Source organism: Fibrobacter sp. (genome assembly GCA_024398965.1).
Taxonomy (GTDB): Bacteria; Fibrobacterota; Fibrobacteria; order Fibrobacterales; family Fibrobacteraceae; genus Fibrobacter.
Map to the genome: position 1 here is coordinate 176,416 of JAKSIF010000002.1, position 24,249 is coordinate 200,664.

At 47.6% G+C, this 24,249-nt stretch carries 24 protein-coding genes; 7 read left to right on the plus strand and 17 right to left on the minus strand.

Features of this window, described 5'->3' with window-relative positions; genetic code table 11:
* Nucleotides 1–6: 6 nt before the first annotated feature.
* The 3 genes from MJZ26_01670 to trpS all read right to left on the minus strand — a co-directional run bounded on the left by MJZ26_01670 (nucleotide 7) and on the right by trpS (nucleotide 3,295).
* Nucleotides 7–900, minus strand: coding sequence for a hypothetical protein (locus tag MJZ26_01670; protein MCQ2104476.1), 894 nt, complete (start codon nucleotides 898–900; stop codon nucleotides 7–9).
* 92 nt (nucleotides 901–992) lie between these two features.
* Entirely contained in the window at nucleotides 993–2,033 is a 1,041-nt protein-coding gene (locus MJZ26_01675; protein MCQ2104477.1) for a hypothetical protein, read from the minus strand.
* A 266-nt stretch (nucleotides 2,034–2,299) separates the two neighbouring features.
* Nucleotides 2,300–3,295 carry a tryptophan--tRNA ligase gene (trpS, locus tag MJZ26_01680; GenBank protein ID MCQ2104478.1) on the minus strand — a complete coding sequence of 332 codons (996 nt, stop codon included), beginning with the start codon at nucleotides 3,293–3,295 and terminating at the stop codon, nucleotides 2,300–2,302.
* Nucleotides 3,296–3,343: 48 nt separating this feature from the next.
* Between trpS and MJZ26_01685 the strand changes: the two genes are divergently transcribed.
* The 3 genes from MJZ26_01685 to MJZ26_01695 are packed head-to-tail and all read left to right on the plus strand — an operon-like array spanning nucleotide 3,344 to nucleotide 6,155.
* Nucleotides 3,344–4,528 carry an HRDC domain-containing protein gene (locus MJZ26_01685; protein MCQ2104479.1) on the plus strand — a complete coding sequence of 395 codons (1,185 nt, stop codon included), beginning with the start codon at nucleotides 3,344–3,346 and terminating at the stop codon, nucleotides 4,526–4,528.
* Nucleotides 4,529–4,581: 53 nt separating this feature from the next.
* Nucleotides 4,582–5,166 carry a 5-formyltetrahydrofolate cyclo-ligase gene (locus tag MJZ26_01690; protein ID MCQ2104480.1) on the plus strand — a complete coding sequence of 195 codons (585 nt, stop codon included), beginning with the start codon at nucleotides 4,582–4,584 and terminating at the stop codon, nucleotides 5,164–5,166.
* A gap of 14 nt (nucleotides 5,167–5,180) precedes the next feature.
* Nucleotides 5,181–6,155, plus strand: a complete 975-nt coding sequence (locus MJZ26_01695) for an RNA methyltransferase (GenBank protein ID MCQ2104481.1) — start codon at nucleotides 5,181–5,183, stop codon at nucleotides 6,153–6,155.
* 149 nt (nucleotides 6,156–6,304) lie between these two features.
* Here MJZ26_01695 and MJZ26_01700 read toward each other — a convergent pair whose 3' ends face one another.
* The 14 genes from MJZ26_01700 to MJZ26_01765 all read right to left on the minus strand — a co-directional run bounded on the left by MJZ26_01700 (nucleotide 6,305) and on the right by MJZ26_01765 (nucleotide 19,980).
* The gene (locus MJZ26_01700) at nucleotides 6,305–7,765 is read right to left on the minus strand and encodes an NAD(P)-dependent oxidoreductase (GenBank protein ID MCQ2104482.1); all 1,461 of its coding nucleotides are present in this window, start codon (nucleotides 7,763–7,765) and stop codon (nucleotides 6,305–6,307) included.
* Between the two features lie 124 nt (nucleotides 7,766–7,889).
* On the minus strand, nucleotides 7,890–8,996 hold the full coding sequence (locus MJZ26_01705; GenBank protein MCQ2104483.1) for a type II toxin-antitoxin system HipA family toxin: 1,107 nt from the start codon (nucleotides 8,994–8,996) through the stop codon (nucleotides 7,890–7,892).
* Nucleotides 8,996–9,280 carry a helix-turn-helix transcriptional regulator gene (locus MJZ26_01710; GenBank protein MCQ2104484.1) on the minus strand — a complete coding sequence of 95 codons (285 nt, stop codon included), beginning with the start codon at nucleotides 9,278–9,280 and terminating at the stop codon, nucleotides 8,996–8,998. Before MJZ26_01710 ends, MJZ26_01705 begins: the two co-directional genes overlap by 1 nt.
* Before the next feature lie 120 nt (nucleotides 9,281–9,400).
* Nucleotides 9,401–10,249 carry an ORF6N domain-containing protein gene (locus tag MJZ26_01715; protein MCQ2104485.1) on the minus strand — a complete coding sequence of 283 codons (849 nt, stop codon included), beginning with the start codon at nucleotides 10,247–10,249 and terminating at the stop codon, nucleotides 9,401–9,403.
* 64 nt (nucleotides 10,250–10,313) lie between these two features.
* The gene (locus tag MJZ26_01720; protein ID MCQ2104486.1) at nucleotides 10,314–10,535 is read right to left on the minus strand and encodes a hypothetical protein; all 222 of its coding nucleotides are present in this window, start codon (nucleotides 10,533–10,535) and stop codon (nucleotides 10,314–10,316) included.
* Nucleotides 10,536–10,914: 379 nt separating this feature from the next.
* Nucleotides 10,915–12,162 carry a type II toxin-antitoxin system HipA family toxin gene (locus MJZ26_01725; GenBank protein MCQ2104487.1) on the minus strand — a complete coding sequence of 416 codons (1,248 nt, stop codon included), beginning with the start codon at nucleotides 12,160–12,162 and terminating at the stop codon, nucleotides 10,915–10,917.
* Nucleotides 12,159–12,380 (minus strand): type II toxin-antitoxin system Y4mF family antitoxin, encoded by a 222-nt coding sequence (locus MJZ26_01730; GenBank protein MCQ2104488.1) that lies wholly within the window; start codon nucleotides 12,378–12,380, stop codon nucleotides 12,159–12,161. The genes MJZ26_01725 and MJZ26_01730 overlap by 4 nt, the downstream gene beginning before the upstream one ends.
* A 239-nt stretch (nucleotides 12,381–12,619) precedes the next feature.
* Nucleotides 12,620–13,525, minus strand: coding sequence for an ORF6N domain-containing protein (locus MJZ26_01735; protein ID MCQ2104489.1), 906 nt, complete (start codon nucleotides 13,523–13,525; stop codon nucleotides 12,620–12,622).
* 12 nt (nucleotides 13,526–13,537) lie between these two features.
* The gene (locus MJZ26_01740) at nucleotides 13,538–14,584 is read right to left on the minus strand and encodes an RNA ligase (ATP) (protein MCQ2104490.1); all 1,047 of its coding nucleotides are present in this window, start codon (nucleotides 14,582–14,584) and stop codon (nucleotides 13,538–13,540) included.
* Nucleotides 14,585–14,963: 379 nt separating this feature from the next.
* Entirely contained in the window at nucleotides 14,964–15,143 is a 180-nt protein-coding gene (locus MJZ26_01745; protein ID MCQ2104491.1) for a hypothetical protein, read from the minus strand.
* A 63-nt stretch (nucleotides 15,144–15,206) separates the two neighbouring features.
* The gene (locus MJZ26_01750; protein ID MCQ2104492.1) at nucleotides 15,207–16,334 is read right to left on the minus strand and encodes a Gfo/Idh/MocA family oxidoreductase; all 1,128 of its coding nucleotides are present in this window, start codon (nucleotides 16,332–16,334) and stop codon (nucleotides 15,207–15,209) included.
* Nucleotides 16,335–16,353: 19 nt separating this feature from the next.
* Nucleotides 16,354–17,547 (minus strand): ATP-grasp domain-containing protein, encoded by a 1,194-nt coding sequence (locus tag MJZ26_01755; GenBank protein ID MCQ2104493.1) that lies wholly within the window; start codon nucleotides 17,545–17,547, stop codon nucleotides 16,354–16,356.
* Nucleotides 17,544–18,674, minus strand: a complete 1,131-nt coding sequence (gene rffA, locus MJZ26_01760; GenBank protein ID MCQ2104494.1) for a dTDP-4-amino-4,6-dideoxygalactose transaminase — start codon at nucleotides 18,672–18,674, stop codon at nucleotides 17,544–17,546. The genes MJZ26_01755 and rffA overlap by 4 nt, the downstream gene beginning before the upstream one ends.
* Nucleotides 18,675–18,681: 7 nt before the next feature.
* Entirely contained in the window at nucleotides 18,682–19,980 is a 1,299-nt protein-coding gene (locus MJZ26_01765; protein ID MCQ2104495.1) for a hypothetical protein, read from the minus strand.
* Nucleotides 19,981–20,038: 58 nt separating this feature from the next.
* Here MJZ26_01765 and MJZ26_01770 point away from each other — a divergent pair, with 58 nt between their 5' ends.
* Genes MJZ26_01770 through MJZ26_01785 form a run of 4 tightly spaced genes read left to right on the plus strand, consistent with a single transcriptional unit; the run spans nucleotide 20,039 to nucleotide 24,240 of the window.
* Nucleotides 20,039–21,043 carry a glycosyltransferase family 2 protein gene (locus tag MJZ26_01770; protein MCQ2104496.1) on the plus strand — a complete coding sequence of 335 codons (1,005 nt, stop codon included), beginning with the start codon at nucleotides 20,039–20,041 and terminating at the stop codon, nucleotides 21,041–21,043.
* A 27-nt stretch (nucleotides 21,044–21,070) separates the two neighbouring features.
* Nucleotides 21,071–21,673, plus strand: coding sequence for a type II secretion system GspH family protein (locus MJZ26_01775; GenBank protein MCQ2104497.1), 603 nt, complete (start codon nucleotides 21,071–21,073; stop codon nucleotides 21,671–21,673).
* Between the two features lie 22 nt (nucleotides 21,674–21,695).
* Complete coding sequence (locus MJZ26_01780; protein ID MCQ2104498.1) at nucleotides 21,696–23,396, plus strand: hypothetical protein; 1,701 nt, start codon at nucleotides 21,696–21,698, stop codon at nucleotides 23,394–23,396.
* The gene (locus MJZ26_01785; GenBank protein ID MCQ2104499.1) at nucleotides 23,380–24,240 is read left to right on the plus strand and encodes an ABC transporter permease; all 861 of its coding nucleotides are present in this window, start codon (nucleotides 23,380–23,382) and stop codon (nucleotides 24,238–24,240) included. Before MJZ26_01780 ends, MJZ26_01785 begins: the two co-directional genes overlap by 17 nt.
* The last annotated feature ends 9 nt before the right edge of the window (nucleotides 24,241–24,249 follow it).

The window sequence follows — 24,249 nt, forward strand, 5'->3', positions numbered from 1 at the left end:
CCTAGGTTAAATAGCTAGCTGAAAGCCCAGAATTCCGTAGGAAGCCCATTCATTTACGCCTCGGTTAAAGTACCTTTGGGTACCTATTTCCAGGGAAATCCAAGCGGAAAGCAGGCTTTTTTTAGCCCAATGACCAATTTCTCGCAAATCAAAGGCAATTCCCGGGATCAGGGACAGCTGCATCGCCCTGGAGAAGTTGTACTCGTACAGAACATTCCCCGTTACGCCCCAAAAGCGACTTAGCCTATAACCCATGCCGGCACCGATACCCACAGAAAAACCGTCCAAGGAAAACATCTTCTCGCAATCGGATATCTCAACGCGAAGGGAGTCCAGGTCTTCCTCTTCTTCAAAGTCGTCGTTAGACCAGACCAAGTTATTGTTCCAGCTGCTCGGCGTATGAACGTGATGGTTCGGAGAGGAACTAGTGTGATTTTTTACCTGATGACGGAATTCAGAAATGCTGGAATTTTCCAAGCCAAAAACAGGTTCAATGAACAAATCAAGTTTTTCCCAGGCCTTGTGCAAACGGACATTGAGGCGGTAGCGCTGGTACATAATCATGACCTCGTCGTCCAGGTCTCCCCCGAAATAGCGGACATCGATACCTCCGCTGATCCAGTCCGTGTAGAAGAACTCCATCTGCGCCTGCCAAACACCCATGCAGTCGCATTCTTCGGTAGGGTTAAATATTCCGCCGGCAATACCGATGGACAAGCCCTTGCCTGTATAAGCAGTCTGTCGCGGGAGCGGGATGTTCCTGGTGGCAGGAGACTCTGATTTTGCCTCATCATTCGTCAATGCATCGACCGCAACAACAGCTGCAGTTGATTCCGACGGAGTCAGAACGGCGGACGAATCCGTCGCAGCCTCGGCAGCGAAAGCACTCAACGAAAGCATTAATAAAAACAACAGAACAGGCATTCTGGAATAATTATAACAAAAGCCCTCGGGGTTAGCCAAGAGCGATTGTAAAATAAAGAGAACAGGGATTACTTTTCCGAATACTTCAAGAGAACAACAATAGAATCCGTTTCAAAGGAACTTTGCTCACCTATGCCGTAGGTTGCAAGCCAAACAAAATCTTTCTTATAAGCAAAACCAACCACAGCTTCATCGAAAAAGGCATCCAACGAATCCTTTACTTGAGAACGACGAACATAATCATCCACAATCCACAAGTCATCCACAATCGCCTTACGATCCAACGAGAGTTTCTTACAAGGAACGCTCCCATTTTTTACAGGATGATACTCACTTACCACCAGTGAAACGGAATCGGATATACAGGTTTCCCTGCTTGGAGTTTGCATGCACATTTCTTCTCCCGAAAGATACACCCCATAACCAGATTCATTTATATAATCGCTGCAAAACTTATCCCATTCTTTTTTTCCAACACTTCCCTGGCAACATTTATAGGACGAGTCATAGGCTACACTATCGACACTATATTCAAAGCACGTTTCCAACAAGCTTCCATCATCAGACACCGTCGTATCATTCGCCCACACGTACGCATCTAACCGAACCCCCTCGTCATAAGTAGAAATTTTAAAAGACTCATTTTCCTTGACTACGGCATTTAGATAAGGAGTCATATCCACATCGTAGGATTTCGTCACGCCATCTTCGTCCAGCAAGTCAAAACGCAAATGATGATCTTCATCCAAAGGAATTTTCGCAGTCCATGGTCCCGAACATTGACCCCAAAAGTCACGACAATGGGTTTCTACATCGTCTCCATCGTGATGAACTTTCGATGGGCACAACACAACGGAATCAACAACAGATATATCACGATTGCGGTAGCAGTCGCTATATGTCACGGCGACGCTGTCTAATTTTCCAGAGACGTCTACTGAAACTTCCAAAACCGATGGACGATGCACGGCCTTTGTAACCGCATGGAGATCCACATAGCCACCATCATGTAAATCACAAGCCCAGACCAGCAAAGAAATAAGAATTGTAAAAACTAACCCACGCATATCTTGAATATAAACATTTTTTTGACGAATGCAACTTCTCACAAAAAAAGCCCTCGGCATTAACCGAGGGCGATTGTAAAATGTTTTTGGAATTGTTAGATCCTGCTCCTTCGAACCTAAGAATTGTAGGGCAACAAGTTGCCGACAATTCTATATCGTCGCTTCGCTCCTCAGGATGACGCAGGAAGGTTCAAGGAGATGACGCGCAGGGACTACGTGAGCTACAAGCGGCTCATATTAATGAGCCGTGGTAGCGAGAGTGAGTGAAGAACAGGAGGTTTTTCACCCCACGTACTGAACGAACGGTCTTAGTAAGTACCCAGGAGTTCGCGGACCTTGTCCATCATAGCCTTGGACTTGACGCGGGCCTTTTCCTTACCGTAGGCGAGAATCTTGTCGATTTCTTCGGTGTGGGCCAGAAGGTCGAAGTACTTTTCGCGGGCGGCGCCCAGGTGTTCTTCAAGAACGTTCTGCAGTTCCTGCTTGGCGTGGCCCCAGCCCATGCCGCCAGCGCGGTAGCGGGCAGCCAGAGCTTCGGTCTGTTCGGTCGTTGCGAACAGCTTGTACAGCTTGAACACGTTGCAGGTATCCGGATCCTTAGGTTCTTCGATGCCCTGGGAGTTGGTAACGATTTTGCCCAGGCGCTTCTTCAAAGCCTTGGAATCCAGGAAGATGTCGATGTAGTTGTCGTAGGACTTGCTCATCTTGCGACCGTCGAGGCCCGGAATCACGCCGGTGGATTCCTGGAAAACCGGTTCAGGAACGGTGAACACATCCTGACCAAAATGCTTGTTGAACTTGATGGCGATATCGCGGGCAAATTCCACATGCTGCTTCTGGTCCTTACCGACGGGAACGATGTCGGCATTGAACATGAGGATGTCTGCATCCATCAAGCAAGGATAGCAGTAAAGACCCATGTTCACGTTGGCGTCAACATCTTCGCCGGCGGCTTCGTTCTTTGCCACCTTGTCCTTGTAGGCGTGGGCGCGGTTCATGAAACCCTTGGGAGTAAAGCAGCTGAGAGCCCAGCTCAATTCAAAGATTTCAGGAATGTCGCTCTGCTTGTAGAACAGGGTTTCTTCCGGATTCAGGCCCAGGGCAAGCCAGGTGGCTGCGACCTTGTAGATGTTGTCGCGCATTTCTGCACCGTTCTGCACGGTAGTCAGGGCGTGATAGTCTGCAATGAAGTAAACTGCATCGTAGGTCTTGGTGAGTTCAAGAGCCGGGCGGATAGCGCCCACATAGTTGCCGAGGTGCGGAGTGCCCGTCGGCTTGATACCGGTAAGAGAAATCTTTTTCATGTGCGTAAATTTAGTAATTCCAAATTATTCCTTTGAAATAATGGCCAAATGTTTTATTACATTTTCCGTCAAATGATGCAAGACGAAAAGTACATACTGGTCGATAGCGAAGAATCCTTGGCAAGTTTGCTGCAGGATCTTGAAAACTACGACATGGCCGCGGTAGATACCGAAGCCGATTCCATGTACCATTATACGGCTCGTCTCTGTCTCATCCAGATTACCATTGGCGACCACCACTACATTGTGGACCCCCTTTGCGGACTGGATCTTCAGCCCCTGTTCAACGCCCGCGCCATGCAGGTCTTGATTTTCCACGGGGCAGATTACGATTTACGATTGCTCTGGCAAACCTACGGATTTGCCCCTAAGCAGATTTTTGACACCATGCTTGCCGCCAAGATTTTGGGCGAACCCCACCTTGGCCTTGCAGACCTGGTTCGCGAATACTTCGGCGACGAACTGAAGAAGGAAAACCAGCGCGCAGACTGGACCATTAGGCCCCTGCCCCTGGAAATGTGCGAATACGCCATTCACGACACCTTCTACCTTCACGAACTTTGCGCCATCCTAGCAGAAAAGCTCCAGGCTGCCGGACGCATGAGCTGGCTTATCGAGCAATGTGAAGCCCTTATCGAACACGCCAAGAACCCGGCTCCGGCCAAGAAGGACCCTTGGCGTATTACAGGCAGTTCCATTTTCAGCCCCTGCTCCTTGAACATCCTGAAGTTCCTTTGGGAATGGCGCGAGAAACAGGCCGAAGAACTGGACCGTCCGCCCTACAAGGTGATGCCCGCAGACTTGATGCTGGCCATAGTCCGACACGCCCAGCAGACCTATCCCGAAGTATTGCTGGACCATCTGCCCAAGCTGCCTCGCAATTTCAAGGACGAACGCCTGGAATCCTTCGTCAACATGATGAAGTCCGCCATGGCTGTTCCAGAAAGTGACTGGCCGGAACGTTTGCCCAAGGCACCTCCCCCGCCGATCATTCCCAACTCCGACCTGCTGTCGGTATTGAAGACTTGGCGCGACGAAAAGGCCGAGGCACTTAAGCTCGACGCGTCCCTTCTGGCAAACAAGGCCCAGCTGATCTGGCTTGCTGCACCGGGAAAAATCCCTTGGGAAACCCGTTACGACGAAGCCCACCTGATGAACTGGCAGAAACAGATCTGGACCGAGATCCTGCAGGAAAAACTTCCTACGGCAAAACGTGTGGGAGACCCGGACTAGGTTCCAACAATTCACCTTTATCGACCGCCGGCTAAGATTCGCCCGCATTCATTATGGAATACATTTTTCCCATAGCACTTATCATCCTGGTGATCCTTTCGAAATCCATGTTCGGAAAGGTTTTCAAGAATCACGAGGAAGGGGACGAGCTCATTAAGAATCCCTGGTTCGAGATTCACGCCATCCCGGGCTATACGGAATCACGAGCCATTGCAGCCTTCTACCCCCTGAAGGGCGAACCCAACATCATGCCCATCCTGGAACAGCTCTGCGAAGAAGGTCGCTTGCTGCTACCCAAGGTAACCGGTCCCACCACCATGGAATTCTACCCCATCAAAAGCTTGAGAAAAGATTTGGTAAAGGGGAACTTTGGAATCATGGAACCTCGTGAAGGACTGGAACCGTACAAGGGCGAAAAAGGCGAGATCGAAGTTTTTCTTGTTCCCGGAACAAAGTTCAACATGACCGGCGAACGCAAAGGACACGGTAAGGGATACTACGACAGATTCCTTGCCAACTACCCTGAGGCTTACAAGGCAGGCATTGCAAGTCCAAAGCAGATTAGCAAGGAACCCTTGGAGCAAAAGGAAACCGACATTAAAATGAACCAGGTCATTGTCTGCAGGGCCAAAGCTTAAAAGAGGAATACAAAATGGCATTTGATAGAGACAACAATTTTGGCGGCGACCAGAGAAACTTTGGAGAACGTCGCGAAGGATTTGGCGGAGACCGCCGTCGTAGCTTTGGCCGTGGCCCTCGCCAGAATTTCCGCGTTCGCGAAGATAACGAGTTCCGCCCGAAGCCCCGCTTTGAACAGAAGCCGCAGGACACTGCCCGCGCCTATCAAGACGGCATCATTCCCGCAGTAGGTGACGCAGACGCCGCTCCTCAGGTTGCCGTGGGCGGCATCAAGGAAGTAACCGAACTTCTGACCAAGAGTCCCATGCAGGTTCACCGCGTGCTCTTTATGCACCAGTCCGGAAACCCCAAGCTCTACGAACTGCAGAAGCTGGCCAAGCGCGCCCACGTTCACGTGCAGCAGGTGGACTCCAAGATCCTGAACAGCTACGCCACCCCGAATCACGGTGTAGTAGCCCTCATGAACGAAAAGGAACTGCTGGTCTGGGAAGACGTCCGTGAAGAATTCTTTAACGCCATCGACAAGGGCGAGCGCAAGCTGGTTGCCGTTGCCACCAACATCGAAGACCCGCGCAATCTGGGCGCTTGCATCCGTAGTAGTCTTGCTTTGGGCGTAGATATCTTGCTGCTACCCGCCAAGGGAATGTGCGGCATCACTCCCAGTGTGGCCCGCACCAGTGCCGGCGCCCTGGACAAGATGCGCATCTGCCGCCCCAACAATCTAGAAGCAGCCATCGGTGAATTGAAGATGGCCGGCTATCAGGTTCTCGGCCTGGACGCCGATACCGAGACCAACCTGGCAGACTTCAAGTTCGCCGACCAAGCCGTCATCGCCGTAGGTGGCGAAGACGTCGGTCTCCCGCCCTTCATCAAGAAGCAGTGCGACGCAATCCTCCGCATCCCCATGATGCCCGAGGCCCACTCCTACAATGCATCCGTGGCCCTCTCCCTGGGGCTCTACGAATACGCCCGCCTGCGTATAAAGTAATCAGAGCGTTCAACAGGCTGCAGCATATTCAAGACAGCCCGCTGCGGCATTACAACCGCGACGTTCCGCGATGCAAGCGACGTTCCGCAATGCAAAAAAAAGACTCCGCGAAAAACGCGGAGCCTTTTTTATAACCTTTGTTATCCGGATTAGCCCATCAAGGCCTTATGGATAGCGGCAGCAGCCTGGCGGCCGGTCTTCATAGCCAGCACAACAGTCTGAGGACCGTGGAAAGCATCGCCACCGACGAAGACGTTCTTCACGGTAGTTTCTGCAGTTTCGGGATCCTTCACCACGAAGGTGCCGTTACGGTTGGTTTCCAGAGCCGGAGTGGTATCCTTCAGTTCGGAAGAAACCTTGCTACCGATGGCGAGAACAACGGTATCGCAATCGATGACATCCTGTTCGCCTTCGACCTTGACCGGCTTGGGACGGCCGTTTTCATCGGGTTCGCCGAGAACGAACTTATCCAGCTTAGCCTGAGCTACGCGACCATCGGCACCGCCGACGAATTCGGAAGGATTACGGAGTTCCATCAGTTCCACACCTTCTTCTGCAGCTTCCTTAAGTTCGGCACGGCAGGCAGGCATCTGATCCTTGGTACGGCGATAAACGATACGGACCTTTTCTGCACCAAGACGGAATGCCATGCGGGCAGCGTCCATAGCCACGTTACCGCCACCTACGACAACAACGTTCTTGCCGGATTCGATAGCTTCGCCGCGGTTTGCCTTGCGCAGGTATTCGTCGGCAGCATAGACGCACTTCAGGTCTTCGCCCGGAACGCCTGTCTTGAGAGCCAAGCCTGCACCGTTACCAATGAACACTGCGTCATAGCCCTGCTTCAAAAGTTCATCAACAGAAACATCCTTACCGACGGTGACGCCAGTACGGACTTCGATACCCATCATAGGCAGGATGGAGTATTCATAGTCGACCAGCTTCTTGGGCAGACGGAATTCAGGAATACCGTAGCGGAGCACGCCACCCAACTTGTCGTAGGATTCAAAAATGGTCACATCGTGGCCCTGTGCACGCAGGTCCACAGCGGCGCTAAAGCCTGCAGGACCAGAACCGATAACAGCAACACGCTTGCCAGTTGCAGCAGCAACAGGAACAGGCTTCTTGCCGCCAAGATGTTCACGTTCGTAGTCGGCGCAGAAACGTTCCAGCTTGCCCATCTTGATACCCTTGTTAGGATCCTTGAGGGTCTTGGTCAAAGCGCAGTTGGCTTCGCACTGACGTTCGTGGGGGCAGACGCGGCTGCAGATAGAAATCAAAAGGGATGCGCTACGGAGAATTTCGACGGCACCGGCAACATCGTCGGCAGCCAGCAATTCCAGGTACTGAGGAATGGGCATGCCAATGGGGCAAGCAGCAGAACAGAACGGCTTCTTACACTTCATGCAACGGCTTGCTTCCACACGAGCCTGGGTCTTGGTAAAGCCCATGTTGTCTTCTTCCATAGTGGTGCGGCGGGCCATGGGGTCCACTTCACCCACATACTGGGGCTGGATAGCCAACTTGTCCTTCAGGGTCAAGGTCGGCAGAGCAAGAATGCGGTCCAGTTCAGCCTGGGCAGCGCGATCAAGTTCAGCAGAATCAAGCATACACAATCCTACGGTTGTACAAACAACCTATAAAAAGTTCAAAAATTTGCGGACAAATATAGTTTTTTCAAAAGTTGCGGTAAAAAAATTGTACCTCAAATGGGGGTAAAAGCATCACTACCGACTATGATATTCTTTTCTGTGTAATTTTCTTAACGGATTCCAGAATTTTCGTACAGGCGGCCTTTTGCAAGCCACAACAATCGGCAACCGCAAGCATATCGTCTTCTGAAGGATTCCCATTTCCGTTCACAGTCATTTCATGTTCCGCCTTATCAACAGTCTTCGTTATATCATAAGCAGGAGACAATTTGTAAGAACGAGCTGACTCGTCATAAAGGAACGCAAAATTCTTCCCATGGTCATCCTTATTTCCGTAGAAAACATTAAAGGCCATTCTACGAAATACCTCATACATATCAGATTGATCTATGCATATTTTTTGTACAACCTGAAACAAATGGCAGTAATCTAAATTCGGAATTCGATGGGAGGTTTCAAGCATGGACGACAAAGAAACCATGTGAACTCTATTCGTACCATCCCGGTCAAAACGTTTCGCACCAAAGAATCCCCCATATTTTTTTGACGGGAAAAGTTTGAACTCATTCACATTTATGCCAGCATCTCGAGCCAACTTATTGGCCTCAAATTCCTTTTTCCCTGCATTCCTAGAATCATAAGAGCACGGAAATTTCACAATCCAGCAATCTTCTCCAACCTTGATGTGAGCCTTTGGCCTAGCCCCACCGCTTGAACCACCTAGACGGTAGACTTCGTCTAGATTTACATTTTCCATTTCATCATTCCAAATCTTATCGGCTTCTGCCGCAAGCATATCTAGGTCAAAACGTTCTGGAGTTGACATCTCAGAAAAACTAGGTTCATACTGTAATCCACCCATACCATAATCGTTCACCAAAGCAAGCCGGGTTAGTGGAGAAACACGATCCGCATTAAATCCCTGCCTGGCAAGCATCCTACGAAATAAAAGTTCTCCCCAGCCATCAGGCAGGGAATCCGCAAACACCCCGTAAAGGCCGTTAAACGTTTTCTTATGATTAACAAACACCTTGTTCGTCAACGGAAGAGAAAATGGAGATAAGGCAAAACCATCTTTCAGCCATCCCTCGTCATACTGAAAACCAATTTCACCAGATAAGTCAGCAAGATAGCCAACTACCCTCCCATTGTATTTTACAGTCAGCTTTTTTACAACCGTCAGTTCCATTACAAGTCCTTCAAATTGGCAACTGCGGGCAATCTAAAAAGCATGTTGAAATCTTCTAGACAATCTAAAGCCATTGCAATTTTTAGCAAGGACTGCAAAGAAATTTCGCCCAGCAGTTCAAAACGCCGAACAGAAGCGTAGCTAACCCCCGATCGGGAAGCTAAATCCTTCTGGGTTAAATTCATAGACCGCCTACAAGCCCTCATTCGCGCCACAAGAGCCTCGGTTGCAGCAGGAATCGTCAAAGAATCTACAAAATCGCCAATATCAAATTTTGTTTTCATACTGCTAAAATATAAGCAATTATTGAAAGAATTTCAACATTATCGCCAATATTTTAGCAACACCACCTTTCAAAAACGCAAAATACCCCCCCCCAAAAAAAAAAATTAGGAAACACCAAACTAGCACATTTTTTCGTAACTCGTTTTGTAATCCAATACGATATAACGATCATGGAATATACCGCCTGCAGGCCTCCGCTCAAAGGAAATGTCAGGCCTAGCAGCCTTGAAGTCGTCAATCATTGTTTGAGTCAACGCACAGCCATTCCGCTGATCACTGAAAAGCGTAATCTTAACATTCTGAGCAACACCTCGCAATAAATCCAGTGTTTTTACGCCAACAAAATCATCAAACAAGAAAATTGACTTCTGAGCCATGCCATAAATCTGCGAGTTAGCGACATCGGCCTCCAGCTTTTGACCATTCAGAATCAAGTGATGCTTATAGGTAGAAGGATCATGAAAGAATTCCATGACTTTGCCCAGCGATTCTTGGGTTTTCAAAGACTCCACCTCCAAACGAGCCACATCCGTACGAATTTCCGCAATTTCGTGGGAATGTCGTGCCGTGAGGGTTGCAATTTGAACACAGTTGGAACAACCCAGCAACTGCTGATTTTCAGCAACAATGTAATCCTTCATGTCCTTGAAAAGACGGACAAGAGCTTTGCTTTGAGCTACTGCCAATGGCCCCCTCAAAACAGACATCAACATATAGATTCCCTGTTCCGTAAATGCATAAGGTCGGAATTTTGAATATTTTCCCTGTTCTAAGGTCGGTTTTTCCGACCTTAGAATTTCATGATATTCTTCTTTCGTCAACTGAAATCGAAAATCATCATCAAAGCGTTCAATATTAGCTTTAACTTGTTCATTGAAACGCTTCGTCTCATACCCATAAATTTCCGCAAGATCGGAATCAAGCATCACCTTTACACCGCGGATGGTGTAAACCTTGCTCTTACGCACATGAAAACAGAATCACTTCAGCAGAAAATATTTCCACTAGCATACAGACCTTTTGCGCGCTCAATCAAGCTGTCCACATTTTATACGGCAGACTTTCGCCACACTCTTCAATAGGAACATGGCTCAACCCAGCAGCATCGCAGAACTGCAACAAATCCCCTTCCTTGAATTCGCCTTTTTTAGAAACACATTTCCAGCCAAGTACAGAAACAAGTTCAATACGGTCAGCCCCATCAATAGGTTCCACTTTCCAAATTTTTTGAATAGACGCCAGCTTACGTCCCATTTTTTTACTCCATTTTTATAAGTCAACAAACCCGCGAAAGCGACATGCCTACGCGACGAAACACAAATGCAACTCAAGCATTTGCACAAAGATTCATGCACAGCGCACAATACACGCCATGCAAAGCACAATCAACTAGTTCACAATTTTTTACGGGATGATTTGCAAACGAGATTGGCAAGGGTATTCCTTGGCGTTACCTGACGCATTGCTGCGTACTCGAGCAGGTCGTGTTCCTGCCAGCTATCCAACCTCACCTACAAAAGGGTGAATGAACCCATCTGGGGATGTCTACGCCCCTATCAACGGGATTGTCCAATAACTCAGTTAAAGATAATCAGAAAAAAATGAGCTGTCAAGAGAGTGTTTTATACCGACATTACGCAAGGTTCGTTATATCTCTTTCTTGTACGATCTTTTCGATTTCGTCAATCGTTTCTGCGCATCCGCCAAGACTTTCATCTTCACGGATTGAAGAAAAACCAAGAAGAACTTTCTTTCTCAAATCCGAATACAAATTCAGAATCACGGACTGTCTTAATTTCAGTTGTTCCGCCAGGAGAACGAGATCCGCCTTTCTGATTTTATCAATCTCATAATGGTTTCCAATTTTCATGGAAACCTTTCTTGTCAGAGTCGGGTACAGAAGTGTACAGACGGCATCGTAAATCGGAGATAGCTTCAAGATATCGTCATCATAGAGCAAAGAATAATTTTTCCCGTGAGCGTCGCAGTTGCCAATAACGAGATTAAACAGGACGTACTGAATAAAAGCCCGAGCGTCCAAAAGAGGAACTGATGTTCTCTGGCTAATCAGCTGAAAAATATCCGCAATGCCCGGACCACCATCATTCTGATATTTTCGATCGCTAAGGATCCCCAAAGCCTGGCACATATCCTCTTGATGTAAACGAACAACAGAATCACCTCTTTTGATTCTATCATAGCGTTCCACCATTATGAACGTTTCATCCTGAATTTTCTTCAAAGCTACTTCAGGCACGCTTAGGCCAGAATATTTAGCAAGTTTCACGCACACATATTCATTTACTGCAAGCGATGACAATTCTCCCTTGCCCGTCGGTTTGATGATATGTGTCGATGGAGCACCATTCTTTGGGAAATGAAATTTTCCGTCAAAAAAAGCCAGAGGCAACTTTTCCTGAGCCCCAGCCAAAGAAAGCCTCAATTCTTCATTAGCCTTCAGCAAAGGTCTCGTTTCCGCGTTTTTTATATAACCAAGCAAAATATCTTCTGACAGTTCCTCATAATTGTCAGAATCCAACCTGTAAGTCAACTTCTGATTAGGTTCGGCATCTTCTGGCAATACCGAAATAATACCGGCACATTCACCCCCAAGTTCCTGTAGCAACTTAAGCGTACTCGATTCAGAAACATGAAGATACTCAGAAATTCGGCGTTTCACATCCCCTTCTGGGAGAACTCCTGAGAAAAACGGCAGACATTCCTTTTGCGAAAACTCACCGGACCTTAATGGAAGTGACATCGAAAGAGAATTTCCATTTTGCCCGACATAGGAATCATCGTAAGCAAACACAATCCCTCTATCGGGAGTAGAAAACAAACTACCAGCAAGCTTATTTGCAAAATAAACCTTTAACTTCATCGATCATTTTCCCTTTCCACAACATGAAGATTTAAACCAAGCATTTGCAAAACATGCAGTACTTTATCAAGCTGTAGCGTTTCCTTGCCATTTTCCAGTTCCGAGAAGAAACGAACTCCGACACCACAAAAGGCCGCGCATTCCGCTTGCGTCAGTTTCAACTGATTTCTTCTTGTTTTCACAGAAATCGAAATATCATTTACTTGTTGCACCTTCATGCCCCTAAATATAACTTTCCCGTACGGGAAAATCAACATCAAAAGGCAACAATCACGGTAAAATTTTTCCCGAACGGGAATAATTTGTAACTTTTGCACCTCAAACTAAACTCAATCCGCCAACACCTTCTCAATCAGCTCGTGATAGACTTCAGGGTATTCAATGTCGTCTATCGTTGTCACGCGTTTTCCGGCATCTTGAACGCCTTCGGCGTAGATGGCTGCACTCGGTCATAAAATTATGCAAGCATAATTTTGCGACACTCATTTGGCACATCTTTTGAAGATGCTCCACAATGGAACATTTTTTCGTGACTCGTTTTGTAATCCAATACGATATAACGATCATGGAATATACCGCCTGCAGGCCTCCGCTCAAAGGAAATGTCAGGCCTAGCAGCCTTGAAGTCGTCAATCATTGTTTGAGTCAACGCACAGCCATTCCGCTGATCACTGAAAAGCGTAATCTTAACATTCTGAGCAACACCTCGCAATAAATCCAGTGTTTTTACGCCAACAAAATCATCAAACAAGAAAATTGACTTCTGAGCCATGCCATAAATCTGCGAGTTAGCGACATCGGCCTCCAACTTTTGCCCATTCAGAATCAAGTGGTGCTTATAGGTAGAAGGATCGTGGAAAAATTCCATGACCTTGCCCAGGGATTCCTGGGTTTTCTGGGACTCCACCTCCAAACGAGCCACATCCGTGCGAATTTCTGCAATTTCGTGGGAATGTCGAGCCGTAAGGGTTGCAATTTGAACACAGTTGGAACAACCCAGCAACTGCTGATTTTCAGATGCTATATAGTCCTTCATTTCTTTGAAAAGACGGACGATGGCAATGCTTTGCTTAGTAGCTAAATCACCTTTTAGGACCGTCATGAGCATGTAAATGCCCTGCTCCGTAAAGGCGTAGGGATTGGTTTTCGAATATTTGCCTTGTTCTAGGGTCAAAAATTTTGACCCTAGAATTTTTCGGTATTCATCTCTATCAAGTTGAAACCGAAAATCCTCTGGAAATTTTTCAGCATTATTCTTAACTTGCTGATTAAAAGCCTTGACCGAATACCCATAAATTTCCGCCAAGTCTGCGTCAAGCATCACTTTTACACCGCGGATGGTGTAAACCTTGCTCTTACGCACATGAAAACAGAATCACTTCAGCAGAAAATCATTGTTGATGACTTTCATCGACAAAGGTCCCTCTACGATTCTACTATAGCACGGATTCTGCGGTCGAATGACAATACCCTCCTTATGATTCCCACTAGCATACAGACCTTTTGCGCGCTCAATCAAACTGTCCACGCATTTATACGGCAGATTTTCACCGCATTCTTCAATAGGAACATGGCTCAACCCAGCTGCATCGCAGAACTGCAACATTTCCGCAAGCCCCAAACGGCGATGTACATCCATATCGATCAAGGTAAAGACAAACCAGTCTGGTGAAAAAAGTTTTAAACGGTTCTTTTGAATCCCCTCGCCACAGAATTCGCCCTGCACCGCCACATTTTTCAACCCCAACGCCGCAGCACCCTTGGCAATTTTTTCGTGGATATCATTTTTATGAACAAACTTCCAGAAAGGACATTTTGCATCATCAGCATATTCAAAGTTACGGCCACACACACCAAAGTTTCCATCAATCAGATACATGGTTACGCTGGTACCATCCATCTTTGTGGAAATGTAATAAGGAACCCCGGAAAATTCTTCAATCAACGAAGGCTCCGCCTGCACACGAATTTCGTCAGTCTTTGGAATACCATAGGGCATATCACCAACCGCAGTTCCGCTTCCAGTAGCAACTTCCGGCATCATCCACTTGCGCACCCCAAGAGTTTCGGCAACGCTCTCATACAGATTCCACCCCTCTTCCCTAGAATCGACTCCGTCAAGAATACTTAAAGGAAGCACCAATCCCTGAGAAATCTGGCCGCGGAACCTCTGCGTTTTCAAGAGAAAGCCCTCTCCCATAAGTTCATTCTTTTTGTAGCACGAACTTCTCAGAAAATCAAATTTTTCACATACCGGCAAAAACGCATCAACCTCAAAATAAACACACAAATCCCCTTCCTTGAATTCGCCTTTTTTAGAAACACACTTCCAGCCGAGTACAGAAACAAGTTCTATACGGTCAGCCCCTTCAATAGGTTCCACTTTCCAAATTTTTTGAATAGACGCCAGCTTACGTCCCATTTTTTTACTCCATTTTTATAAGTCAACAAACCCGCGAAAGCGACATGCCTACGCGACGAAACACAAATGCAACTCAAGCATTTGCACAAAGATTCATGCACAGCGCACAATACACGCCATGCAAAGCACAATCAACTAGTTCACAATTTTTTACGGGATGATTTGCAAACGAGATTGGCAAGGGTATTCCTTGGCGTTACCTGACGCATTGCTGCGTACTCGAGCAGGTCGTGTTCCTGCCAGCTATCCAACCTCACCTACAAAAGGGTGAATGAACCCATCTGGGGATGCTTACGCCCCTATCAACGGGATTGTCTAATAACGCTACTAAAGATAATCAGAAAAAGTTGAGCTGTCAAGAGAGTGTTTTACACCGACATTACGCAAGGTTCGTTATATCCGGGAGTTCATCATTATCAGCATCAATGTCGTAGCCATCTGCCACCAACTTTTGATGTCGACAAATCCCTATTTTGCAAGCTGCACGAGGAGTCTCACTTGAATTCAAACGTAAACGGTCCAAAATTTCTACAAAGAACGCCAGATCAGCATCGGACATGACGCAAACCTTTTAATTTAATCCCTAACGTGGAATTCTTAAAAGGATACGGATTAACGCTAACTAAACATTTTCCCATTTCTGTGACTTGGCAGATACAGCAGCAGCTTGCATCATGGCAAGGCCTTCCAAGGAAGTCTTGATGCCACAAACGTACTTGCTTGAAAAGCCACCCGTTGCAAAATACTGCTCCAGGCAATCAGCAATGTCGCGGTAATAGTTGGCAAAAGCCTCGATGAATCCTGCAGGGTGGCCAGCCTTGAATCGGTTGTAGCGGGGCAAGTTTGCAATCTTCACATCGCCCGTACGGTCGCTAAGACACACACGTCCATGCAGATCGCAAGTCTTTAAGGTCTCAGGTTCCAGCTGGAACCATTCCGCACTGCCCTCGCTGCCAAAAACTCGGATGCGCAAACCGTTGCGGTTGCCCAAAGCCGTCTTGCTGAACCAAACCTGGGCACGAACATTGTTGGTGTACTGCACCAGGGCCCCAACGTTATCCACAATCTGCGGGAACAGGCCAAAGGTAGCCTCATCCGCAACGATGCGGGTAGGGCGTTCGCCAGTCAAGAAGTACATCATGTTATGAAGATGGCTGCCAAGATCCAGGGAAATCTTTGGAATCACCGTATCCTTCAAGCGCCAGGCCTGAGGCTTGGGAGGTTCTTTGTTGGCCCCCAGGCGAAGGAAACCTTCCTGGGGCATTTCCACCTGGACCTGCTGAATCTTGCCCAGTTTACCATCTTCAATCAATTGTTTCAATTCACGGACCATGGGATAGCCCGTATAATTATATGTGGTACAGAAAAAGCCCTTGGTTTCGGCAACTGCGGCTGCAATTCGTTCACCCTCAGCCACACTTGTAGCAAGGGACTTTTCGCAAATCACCGGAAAACCGGCACGCAGGGCAGCCACCACAATTTCTTCATGAAAATCTGTAGGAGCTAAGACCACTACAGCATCCAGCTTACCTTTTTCTGTTTGCAGCAACTGTCGGTAATCGTCGTAAACACGGTCCGAGGCAACGCCCCAAACCTCTGCAGTCTGCTTATTGATATCGGGATGGGTACTAAACGCACCGGCCACAAGCTTAAAGCAGCCATCCATCTGGCTTGCCGCTTTATGGACTTCACCGATAGCCGAATTAATACCACCGCCAATAAACGCAATTTCAAAAGGATTCTTCTGCATATTTCGAATATAATCTTTTTTACTTGAAACGAACCTTAATATACTCCGACATCTTTGCTGTTTTTTCAGTCATTACCTCTACGGAATCAAACTGCATAAAGACAATGCCAGCCTTATAGTAAAGCGGATCCGTAACCTGTTCGCCTTCCTTGAACCACAGGAATTTCTCAACAACGTTCTTTTGAATCTCCGGAGCAAAATCTACACCGGCAACGACTCCCGTACGATCCGTCATAACGCAGTGACGAAGGAAGTTTGACAGCGGCTGAGCTTGAGCCATTCCGAGCAACGTCGAGGAATCCATTCCGCATTCTGCAGAAATAATCATCTTCGGATAATTCACGCCGGTGGCGTACTTCACAAACTTGATGTACAAATCCCCAGGAGGCCTGCGGCAAATTTCAATAATGACAGGAGTTCCATCCGCCTTCTCTATGTACTGAATGTGCAGAATGCCATCCACCAGTTTCAACCTTTCGGCAATACGTTCGCTGTACTCCACCAGAAGCTGCAAGCCATGTTCGCTTGTGGTACTTGGGGTATTGGCACCGCTGACCATGTACTTGTTCAAGAAATACTGTTCATTATCTGCAAAATAGAAGACAACCTTACCGCCAATCAAGAAGGCGGAAAAACCATGGTTCGTTCCAATCACAAATTCTTCTACAACAACATGATCTTCACGAGTGCGGGAAACCGCATCTTCGTAGGCTATTAAGGCCTCACTTACATTGTTCACGCGGTGTATTCCCTTGCCGCCAGTAAGATCCACAGGCTTAACAATCAAAGGGAACTGTAAGCCACCCTCAATGACAGACTTGAATTCATCCAGGCTGCGGACAATCCTTGCCCGAGGCGTGGGAATTTGCAAGCTTTCCGCCAAGGCGCGGTACTTGTCCTTGTGATGAATCTGCAAGCTGGTTTCAAAACTATCGTGACCAGGCAACCCCAATTTTTCGCAAACATAAACCGTACTGAGCAAGGCGAAATCATTGCAACCCGAACACACGGCGCTAACGCCCTCGGCACGGGCCAACTCAAGCATGGCGTCTTTATCACTGAAATCGGCAAAGACATTCTTGTCGGCATAGGGGTGCCCTAGGCCTTCACGGGCATTGCCAGTGGTAATCACAAAGTAACCCAACTCCTGAGCCGCTTGGATCAGGGGAATTTCTGCGTGACCGCCACCTAAAAGCAATAAGCGTTTTTTCATCGGAAGAATTCCTCGACCTTGTCACAGACAAAGTCCAAGTCGTCTCGCTGCAAGCCGTAGAACATGGGCAGTCGCAACAGGCGGTTACTTTCCGACGTAGTATAACGGTCTTCACCACGGAACTCGCCAAAGCGCTTGCCCGCGGGAGCGTTGTGCAGCGGCACGTAATGGAACACCGCCAGAATTTCATTTTTCACCAGATGGGCAATCATCTTGGTGCGGCCATCCAGATCGGGCATCTTGATGTAGAACATGTGGGCATTGTGCTTGCAATGATTCGGCACCTTAGGAAGTTCAATAAGGCCTCGCTGTTCTAGCGGTAACAAACGTTCCCGGTAAGACTCCCAACTAACCATACGATTGTTAAAAATCTTGTCCGCCTGTTCCAGCTCAGCGTACAAGTAGGCAGCGTTCAGCTCGCTAGGCAAGTAGCTGGACCCCAACTCAACCCATGTGTACTTATCCACTTCACCACGATGGAACTGACAACGGTTGGTTCCTTTTTCGCGAATGATCTCTGCATGGTCTGCAAACTTCGGATCGCGAATGAGAAGAGCACCGCCCTCCCCCATGCTATAGTTCTTGGTTTCGTGATAACTGTAGCAACCAAAGTCACCCAGAGCACCCAAGGAGCGGCCCTTGTACGTGGCCATCATTCCCTGGGCGGCATCTTCCACTACAAAAAGGTTATGGCGCTTGGCAATTTCGTTGATAGCATCCATTTCGCAAGCTACGCCAGCATAGTGAACTGGAACAATAGCCTTGGTCTTCGCGGTAATGGCAGATTCCACCAGTTTTTCATCCATATTCATGGTATCCGAACGAATATCCACAAACACGCACTTGGCACCACGCATGGCAAAAGCATCGGCAGTAGAAACAAACGTAAAAGAAGGCATGATGACTTCATCGCCAGGCTTAATATCGCAAAGCAACGCAGCCATTTCCAAGGCGTGGGTGCAGCTTGTCGTCAGCAAGGCCTTCGCCGTTCCCGTATGTTCCTTCAGCCAGGCATGACACTTCTGGTTAAACTGGCCATCGCCACAAATACGTCCGCTTTCCACAGCGGCACGAACATAGTCAAATTCAGAACCCACAAAAGGCGGTTTGTTAAATGGAATACGCATACACAACTCAATTCAAAACAACAAAGGGAACCCAACGTTTATAGAAACGCTCTTGAAAACTCAACGGAGACAAAATAGGCTCATGGTCACCCTGCACAATAAATCGAACATTGGGATAACGACGAGCCAAATCAGCAATCATCTGCAAGGAACCCATCAAGCGTTCCGTATAGGCAGAATCATTAGCGTCGGCGCTGCCAGCATAATTGCCCCCCAGGCCAGGCAGAGGAAACTTGGTGTCACGCGTTGTCCAAGCAGCGAAAATTTTTGCAGACAATCCTTGGGCAGAATCATTTGCGAGTTGCACTGTTCCTAAAACAGAGTCAAGCTTTGCAGACATTTCCGCATCATTATGTTCTTCATTCCATAAAATATTTTGGAAACCAACATTGCGGATATACCAATGACGCCACTGCTCCGTACTATCCCCACCAAAAAGGAAATAAGTTCCAACACCGGATGCTCCCAAAACCTGAGGAATAAACGTTGTATCGCGCAGACGAGTTACAGAATCACGAACCATGTTGAAAATCAAGTCTTCTCGTTCCGCGGTACGAGTGCGGCTATACATACGGCTATGGGCGCCCACCAGCATATTCCCTTCAGAAGAATCAACAAAACCTTTTTGACGAAACACGTCCAATTCCCGTTCAAAGCGTTCATTATCCAAGAGAATACCCCAGCTTTCCACAAGGATCAAGACATTGCTTCGCGATGAATCCAAGAACCGTCTTGAAATAAACGCCGAATCCATAACATCATACTTGGCCAAAAAATCTTCGGGCAGTTTCTTTCGCTCCACAGGCTTTGGGGCCGTACGATCCAAATAATTAATTACAGGGAACTGGGCTAACGGTTGTTCTGCATAATTATTATAGGCAAACAAGTGCGCTATCAGGGACACGAATACAATCAAGTTTATAGTAGGAAAATTAAAGGCAGGGACCTTCCAGACCATGACCACAGCAAAACAACATGTCACTATAGGCAAAACGGCGCGCCATCCCATGTCCCAGCCCTTGATTGCCAAGAGATTGGAAAGATCAGCAAAGGCAACGACAACCATAACCACGACAATGAAAAACATCGCCACGTAGTACAGAACGTTCCTTCTAGATTCTTCGCGCTTCGCGCTTTGCCCAGGGTGACGCAAGCCCGATTTTACCCACGTAAACAATAACAGCAACGTAAATTCTTCAAACCCGAAAAGTCCACGCACAATATCCTGCCCCTTCTCGAATGTTACCAAGAAAGGCACGATAGTTATCAGCGCACTGGCAATTAAAGGGTAAATCAACCGCATCATAGCACAAAATGTAAATTAATATCAACCAATATGGTGTTTTCTTTTTATATTCCTGCCCATGAGCGAGCAAAAAAGCCCCACCAAGATTTCCTTCGTTATCCCTTGCTATCGTAGCCAGGGAACTATCGAGACCGTGGTCAACGAAATTCGCGAGACCGTGGCTGCGCAAAACGCAAAGCAAGATTCTTTGACTCCACCCTTACAGGGTTCCGCTCAGAATGACAAACGAGTCTTTGATTACGAAATCGTATTGGTGAACGACTGTAGCCCCGACAACGTCTGGGATGTTATCAAGAGTCTCGCTGCAGCAGACCCGAAAATCAAGGGAATCTGCCTCGCCAAGAATTTCGGTCAACACTGCGCCCTTATGGCTGGCTATGGTGCCGCCACCGGCGATTACGTGGTAAGTTTGGATGACGACGGCCAGACTCCTGCCAGCGAAACCTTTAAGCTGGTGAACAAGCTGGAAGAAGGCTTTGACGTGGTCTACGGCTATTACCAGCACAAGAAGGAACACCTGTTCCGCCGCTTCGGCAGCTGGACCAACAAGAAGATGGCAGAATCTATCATCGGCCAGCCCAGGACTCTGCAAACCACCAGTTTCTTCATCATGAGAAAATTCATCGTTGAAGAAATCGTTCGCTACCCAAATCCATTTGCCTACATCAGCGGCCTTGTATTCCGAGCCACCAAGAACCTCGGTAACGTGGAGGTAGAACACCGCAACCGTCTGGAAGGAACATCCGGCTACACCATCGCAGGCCTCATCCGCCTATGGATCAACGGTTTTACCGCCTTTAGCGTTACCCCGCTGCGTTTTGCTACCATCGCAGGCATCATCTGCGCCATTGTGGGGCTTGCCGCCGGCGGATTCGTGGTGTACGAAAAGTTTATGCGTCCCGAAATTCCTGTAGGCTATACCAGCCTCTTAGCAACTCTACTATTTGTCGGCGGCATGATTATGCTGCTTCTTGGAATGATCGGTGAATACGTTGGTCGCATCTACATCAGCATCAATCAAAGCCCACAGTATGTGATTCGAGAGAGGACTGATATAAATTAAACTTTAGATTTAATCGAAAAATAAAATATGAAGAAAAAAGGTTTTTCACTTGTTGAAGTCATGGTAGTCATTGTCATCTTGGGTATTTTGGCGGCAGTTGCCGTACCACAAGTATTCAACATGATTGAACGATCCAAGCGTAAAATTGACGCAACCAACGCCATGGAACTGGCAAACATTCTTGATAGAGCTTATGGTTCCGGTGTTATCACCTTCCCGGAAAATTCAAGCTACAATATCACCTCCAACAATGGCAGGATCGATGTTGGAATGTCCGTCGCCGTATTCGTCAACAAAAACGGCACAAACTACTACCGTGGAAGTGGAAGCGTCCTGGTCAACGGCGGAGACTACCACTCCGACAACGGGGTCGCTTACAGACGCATTCAAAGGCTCTTTGAAGAGGCTGGTTTTGTAAACGTTGCTGTAAACTCAAAAAATCCCGAAAACAGTTGGGAATGTTACGGAGCAGCCCTCTTTGCTGGCGGAGTCATCAAAATTTTCTCCAGCGCAAACGCAAGCGAATGCACCACAACGACCGCCGGCGGCAACTACGAAACCGTTCTTAATAGAGCAATGAACGGAAACAACCCCATCAAGCCCTATCTGTCCGGCAAATACGCACAGTAATTTATAATCTCCACGTTTAAGAATGAAGCATGCCGTAGCCTTATCCCTAGCCATCAACCTATTCTTTCTGGCACTCTGCCTAATCTTTGGCGACCTCAAGTTTGGCGCCATCGACGACTACTTTATGGCCGCAGTCTTGACTGGAGCCCACGGCACCAACTACAACCCACACCTGCTTTTCGTCAACGCAATCTACGGCTACGCGCTGATTCCTTTATACAAACTATTTCCCACCATCGGCTGGTACTATATCGGCGAGATGTTCAGCATATTCCTGAGCTTTTGTACCATCAGCTATATCATCATCAAAAAAATGGGTATGCGATGGGGAACGCTTTTGGCGACATTATTCGTCGCCTTGTTCGCCAGTGATTTTTACCTAGTGCTGCAATTCACGCAGTGTGCAAGTTTGCTAAGCGCCGCAGGGATGCTGGTTTTTGCAAACGCCGTGTGCGAAAGCCGCCGCGCTCCCTTTGCCTACGCCCTCTTTCTTCTTCTCTGGGGAAGCGTCATGCGCTGGCAAGCATTCCTCATGGGCATGCCTTTCTTCTGCATCGGACTTTTATTCAACATCAAAAAATGCTGGGCAAATAAAATTCCGGTAATCATCACACTAACCGTAATGTTCGCCGCAGCCTTCGGCCTACAGCACTGGGACCGTCGCCTCTATACCACCCCTGAATACAAACCCTACATGGAAATCCAGGGACCAAGGGCAGCACTCGGCGACGGCTCCAACTACAACGAGAATGCAGTCTACGAGGATATGGAAGAAATGGGTCGGTCCGGCAAAGATTACCACATGCTCACCAACTGGACCTTCTACGACACAGAGACCTTCGCCAAGGACAGCATGCAGTCCATCGTAAACGTCATTGGAGCATACCGCTACAAAAACGACCGCAAATCCATCCCGCAAGAACTGTTGCAGGCGCTGGGCAAATCTTTGCGTGCCCCCCTTTGCTGGGTTTGGTTCGCCGCGTGTCTTTTAATACTTTGTACAAACAAAAAGAAGTTTCCGTACCTTTGGGCAAGCCTTGGCGTCATCTTTCTTTTAATGACCATGCTGCTCGCGCAAAACCGGTTAGTGTATCGCGTCGAAAGTGGATTCTGGCTTTATGCTGCAATTCTAGCAGTTCCTCTATGGAAGCAAATCCAAATAGAAAAATTGAATAAAATTATCAACTGCAAAACAACCATAGCAACGATTGTTATTATTGCCATTATAAACACAATTTCCTATGCTACAGCGGGCAACTCAGTCCGTGACCCCAGTACAGGCAAGTCAAGAACATTAGCAATCAAGGACTCCACCGACTACAAGCAAGTTTTTGACTACATCGACAGCAACCCGGATAAAGTGTTCCTCTTGAGCATGAATGCCTACATGCGATTCAGCCACCACAAGATGCCGCCCTACAAGGCCGAGCCCTTCGGCAGCTACAGAAACACAATCAGTTTCGGATACTGGACCCCCTACCTGCCAGAAATCACCCAAACCCTCGCAGAATACTGCATCACCAACCCCATGCGACAAGTCGTTGATAGCAATGTTATTGTCATAAACGAGCCCAAACTTGATGATTTCCTACTGCGCCACTATTACGGATCCGATTCCCTCGGCAACGATACTGGCGACACCATCATCGTAGACACCCTCCGCTCCATTGGCGAGATGAACTTTTTCAAATACAGGCTGGTACAAAATGAACGCAGCGAATAGCGAAAAATGGACCACCGAAATCAAGCCAAAGTCCAGCCTTTTAAGCATTGACTTCAAAGAACTTTGGCAGTACCGCGATCTTTACAGAATGTTCGTAAAACGCGATATCGTCACATGGTACAAACAAACCATTCTCGGCCCACTGTGGTTCTTCATCCAACCCATCATGACAACCATCATGTTTATGGTGGTGTTTGGCGGCATCGCAAAAATCAGTACCGACGGATTGCCCCAGCCACTGTTTTACCTGGCCGGCATTTGCCTGTGGCAATACTTTGCAGAATGTTTGAACCAGACCAGCAAAACCTTTATCGACAACGCCAACGTTTTCGGGAAAGTCTACTTTCCGCGCCTTGTGGTGCCCATGGCAACAGTCACAAGTAATCTGGTACGCCTTGCTATTCAGATGGGGTTGTTTCTGGTGGTATTTGCTTACTACATGATTTTCACGGACGCTCCCGTACATCCAAATTTGTACGCGCTCCTGACCCCGGCACTTATTTTGATTCTTGCGGGTCTGGGACTGGGATTCGGCATTCTTTTCAGCAGCCTTACAACAAAGTACCGCGACCTTGTATTTCTGCTCAGCTTTATTGTGCAGCTTTGGATGTACGCCACCCCGGTGATTTATCCGTTAAGCACAATCACCGACCCGCGCCTTAAAATGCTGATGCAGGCAAATCCCCTCTCCAGTATTCTTGAAACATTCAAGTTCGGGATGCTCGGCGTTGGAGAATTCAGCTGGGCCGCCCTAGGCTACAGCGCAGGATTCATGATAGTCCTGTTGGCACTTGGAATTATCGTATTCAACAGAATCCAGAAAACTTTTATGGATACGGTGTAAAGCAAAGAA

Excerpts from the sequence above, each read along its gene's own strand:
- MJZ26_01740 (MCQ2104490.1), bottom strand. The coding sequence starts at position 14,584 with ATGGGACGTAAGCTGGCGTCTATTCAAAAAATTTGGAAAGTGGAACCT.
- rffA (MCQ2104494.1), bottom strand. The coding sequence starts at position 18,674 with ATGCGTATTCCATTTAACAAACCGCCTTTTGTGGGTTCTGAATTTGAC.
- MJZ26_01780 (MCQ2104498.1), top strand. The coding sequence starts at position 21,696 with ATGAAGCATGCCGTAGCCTTATCCCTAGCCATCAACCTATTCTTTCTG.
- MJZ26_01720 (MCQ2104486.1), bottom strand. The coding sequence starts at position 10,535 with ATGGGACGTAAGCTGGCGTCTATTCAAAAAATTTGGAAAGTGGAACCT.
- MJZ26_01785 (MCQ2104499.1), top strand. The coding sequence starts at position 23,380 with ATGAACGCAGCGAATAGCGAAAAATGGACCACCGAAATCAAGCCAAAG.
- MJZ26_01690 (MCQ2104480.1), top strand. The coding sequence starts at position 4,582 with ATGGAATACATTTTTCCCATAGCACTTATCATCCTGGTGATCCTTTCG.
- MJZ26_01685 (MCQ2104479.1), top strand. The coding sequence starts at position 3,344 with ATGTTTTATTACATTTTCCGTCAAATGATGCAAGACGAAAAGTACATA.
- MJZ26_01710 (MCQ2104484.1), bottom strand. The coding sequence starts at position 9,280 with ATGAAAACAAAATTTGATATTGGCGATTTTGTAGATTCTTTGACGATT.
- MJZ26_01670 (MCQ2104476.1), bottom strand. The coding sequence starts at position 900 with ATGCTTTCGTTGAGTGCTTTCGCTGCCGAGGCTGCGACGGATTCGTCC.
- MJZ26_01750 (MCQ2104492.1), bottom strand. The coding sequence starts at position 16,334 with ATGCAGAAGAATCCTTTTGAAATTGCGTTTATTGGCGGTGGTATTAAT.
- MJZ26_01730 (MCQ2104488.1), bottom strand. The coding sequence starts at position 12,380 with ATGAAGGTGCAACAAGTAAATGATATTTCGATTTCTGTGAAAACAAGA.
- MJZ26_01705 (MCQ2104483.1), bottom strand. The coding sequence starts at position 8,996 with ATGGAACTGACGGTTGTAAAAAAGCTGACTGTAAAATACAATGGGAGG.
- MJZ26_01755 (MCQ2104493.1), bottom strand. The coding sequence starts at position 17,547 with ATGAAAAAACGCTTATTGCTTTTAGGTGGCGGTCACGCAGAAATTCCC.
- MJZ26_01745 (MCQ2104491.1), bottom strand. The coding sequence starts at position 15,143 with ATGTCCGATGCTGATCTGGCGTTCTTTGTAGAAATTTTGGACCGTTTA.
- MJZ26_01775 (MCQ2104497.1), top strand. The coding sequence starts at position 21,071 with ATGAAGAAAAAAGGTTTTTCACTTGTTGAAGTCATGGTAGTCATTGTC.
- MJZ26_01770 (MCQ2104496.1), top strand. The coding sequence starts at position 20,039 with ATGAGCGAGCAAAAAAGCCCCACCAAGATTTCCTTCGTTATCCCTTGC.
- MJZ26_01695 (MCQ2104481.1), top strand. The coding sequence starts at position 5,181 with ATGGCATTTGATAGAGACAACAATTTTGGCGGCGACCAGAGAAACTTT.
- MJZ26_01700 (MCQ2104482.1), bottom strand. The coding sequence starts at position 7,765 with ATGCTTGATTCTGCTGAACTTGATCGCGCTGCCCAGGCTGAACTGGAC.
- MJZ26_01725 (MCQ2104487.1), bottom strand. The coding sequence starts at position 12,162 with ATGAAGTTAAAGGTTTATTTTGCAAATAAGCTTGCTGGTAGTTTGTTT.
- MJZ26_01765 (MCQ2104495.1), bottom strand. The coding sequence starts at position 19,980 with ATGATGCGGTTGATTTACCCTTTAATTGCCAGTGCGCTGATAACTATC.
- trpS (MCQ2104478.1), bottom strand. The coding sequence starts at position 3,295 with ATGAAAAAGATTTCTCTTACCGGTATCAAGCCGACGGGCACTCCGCAC.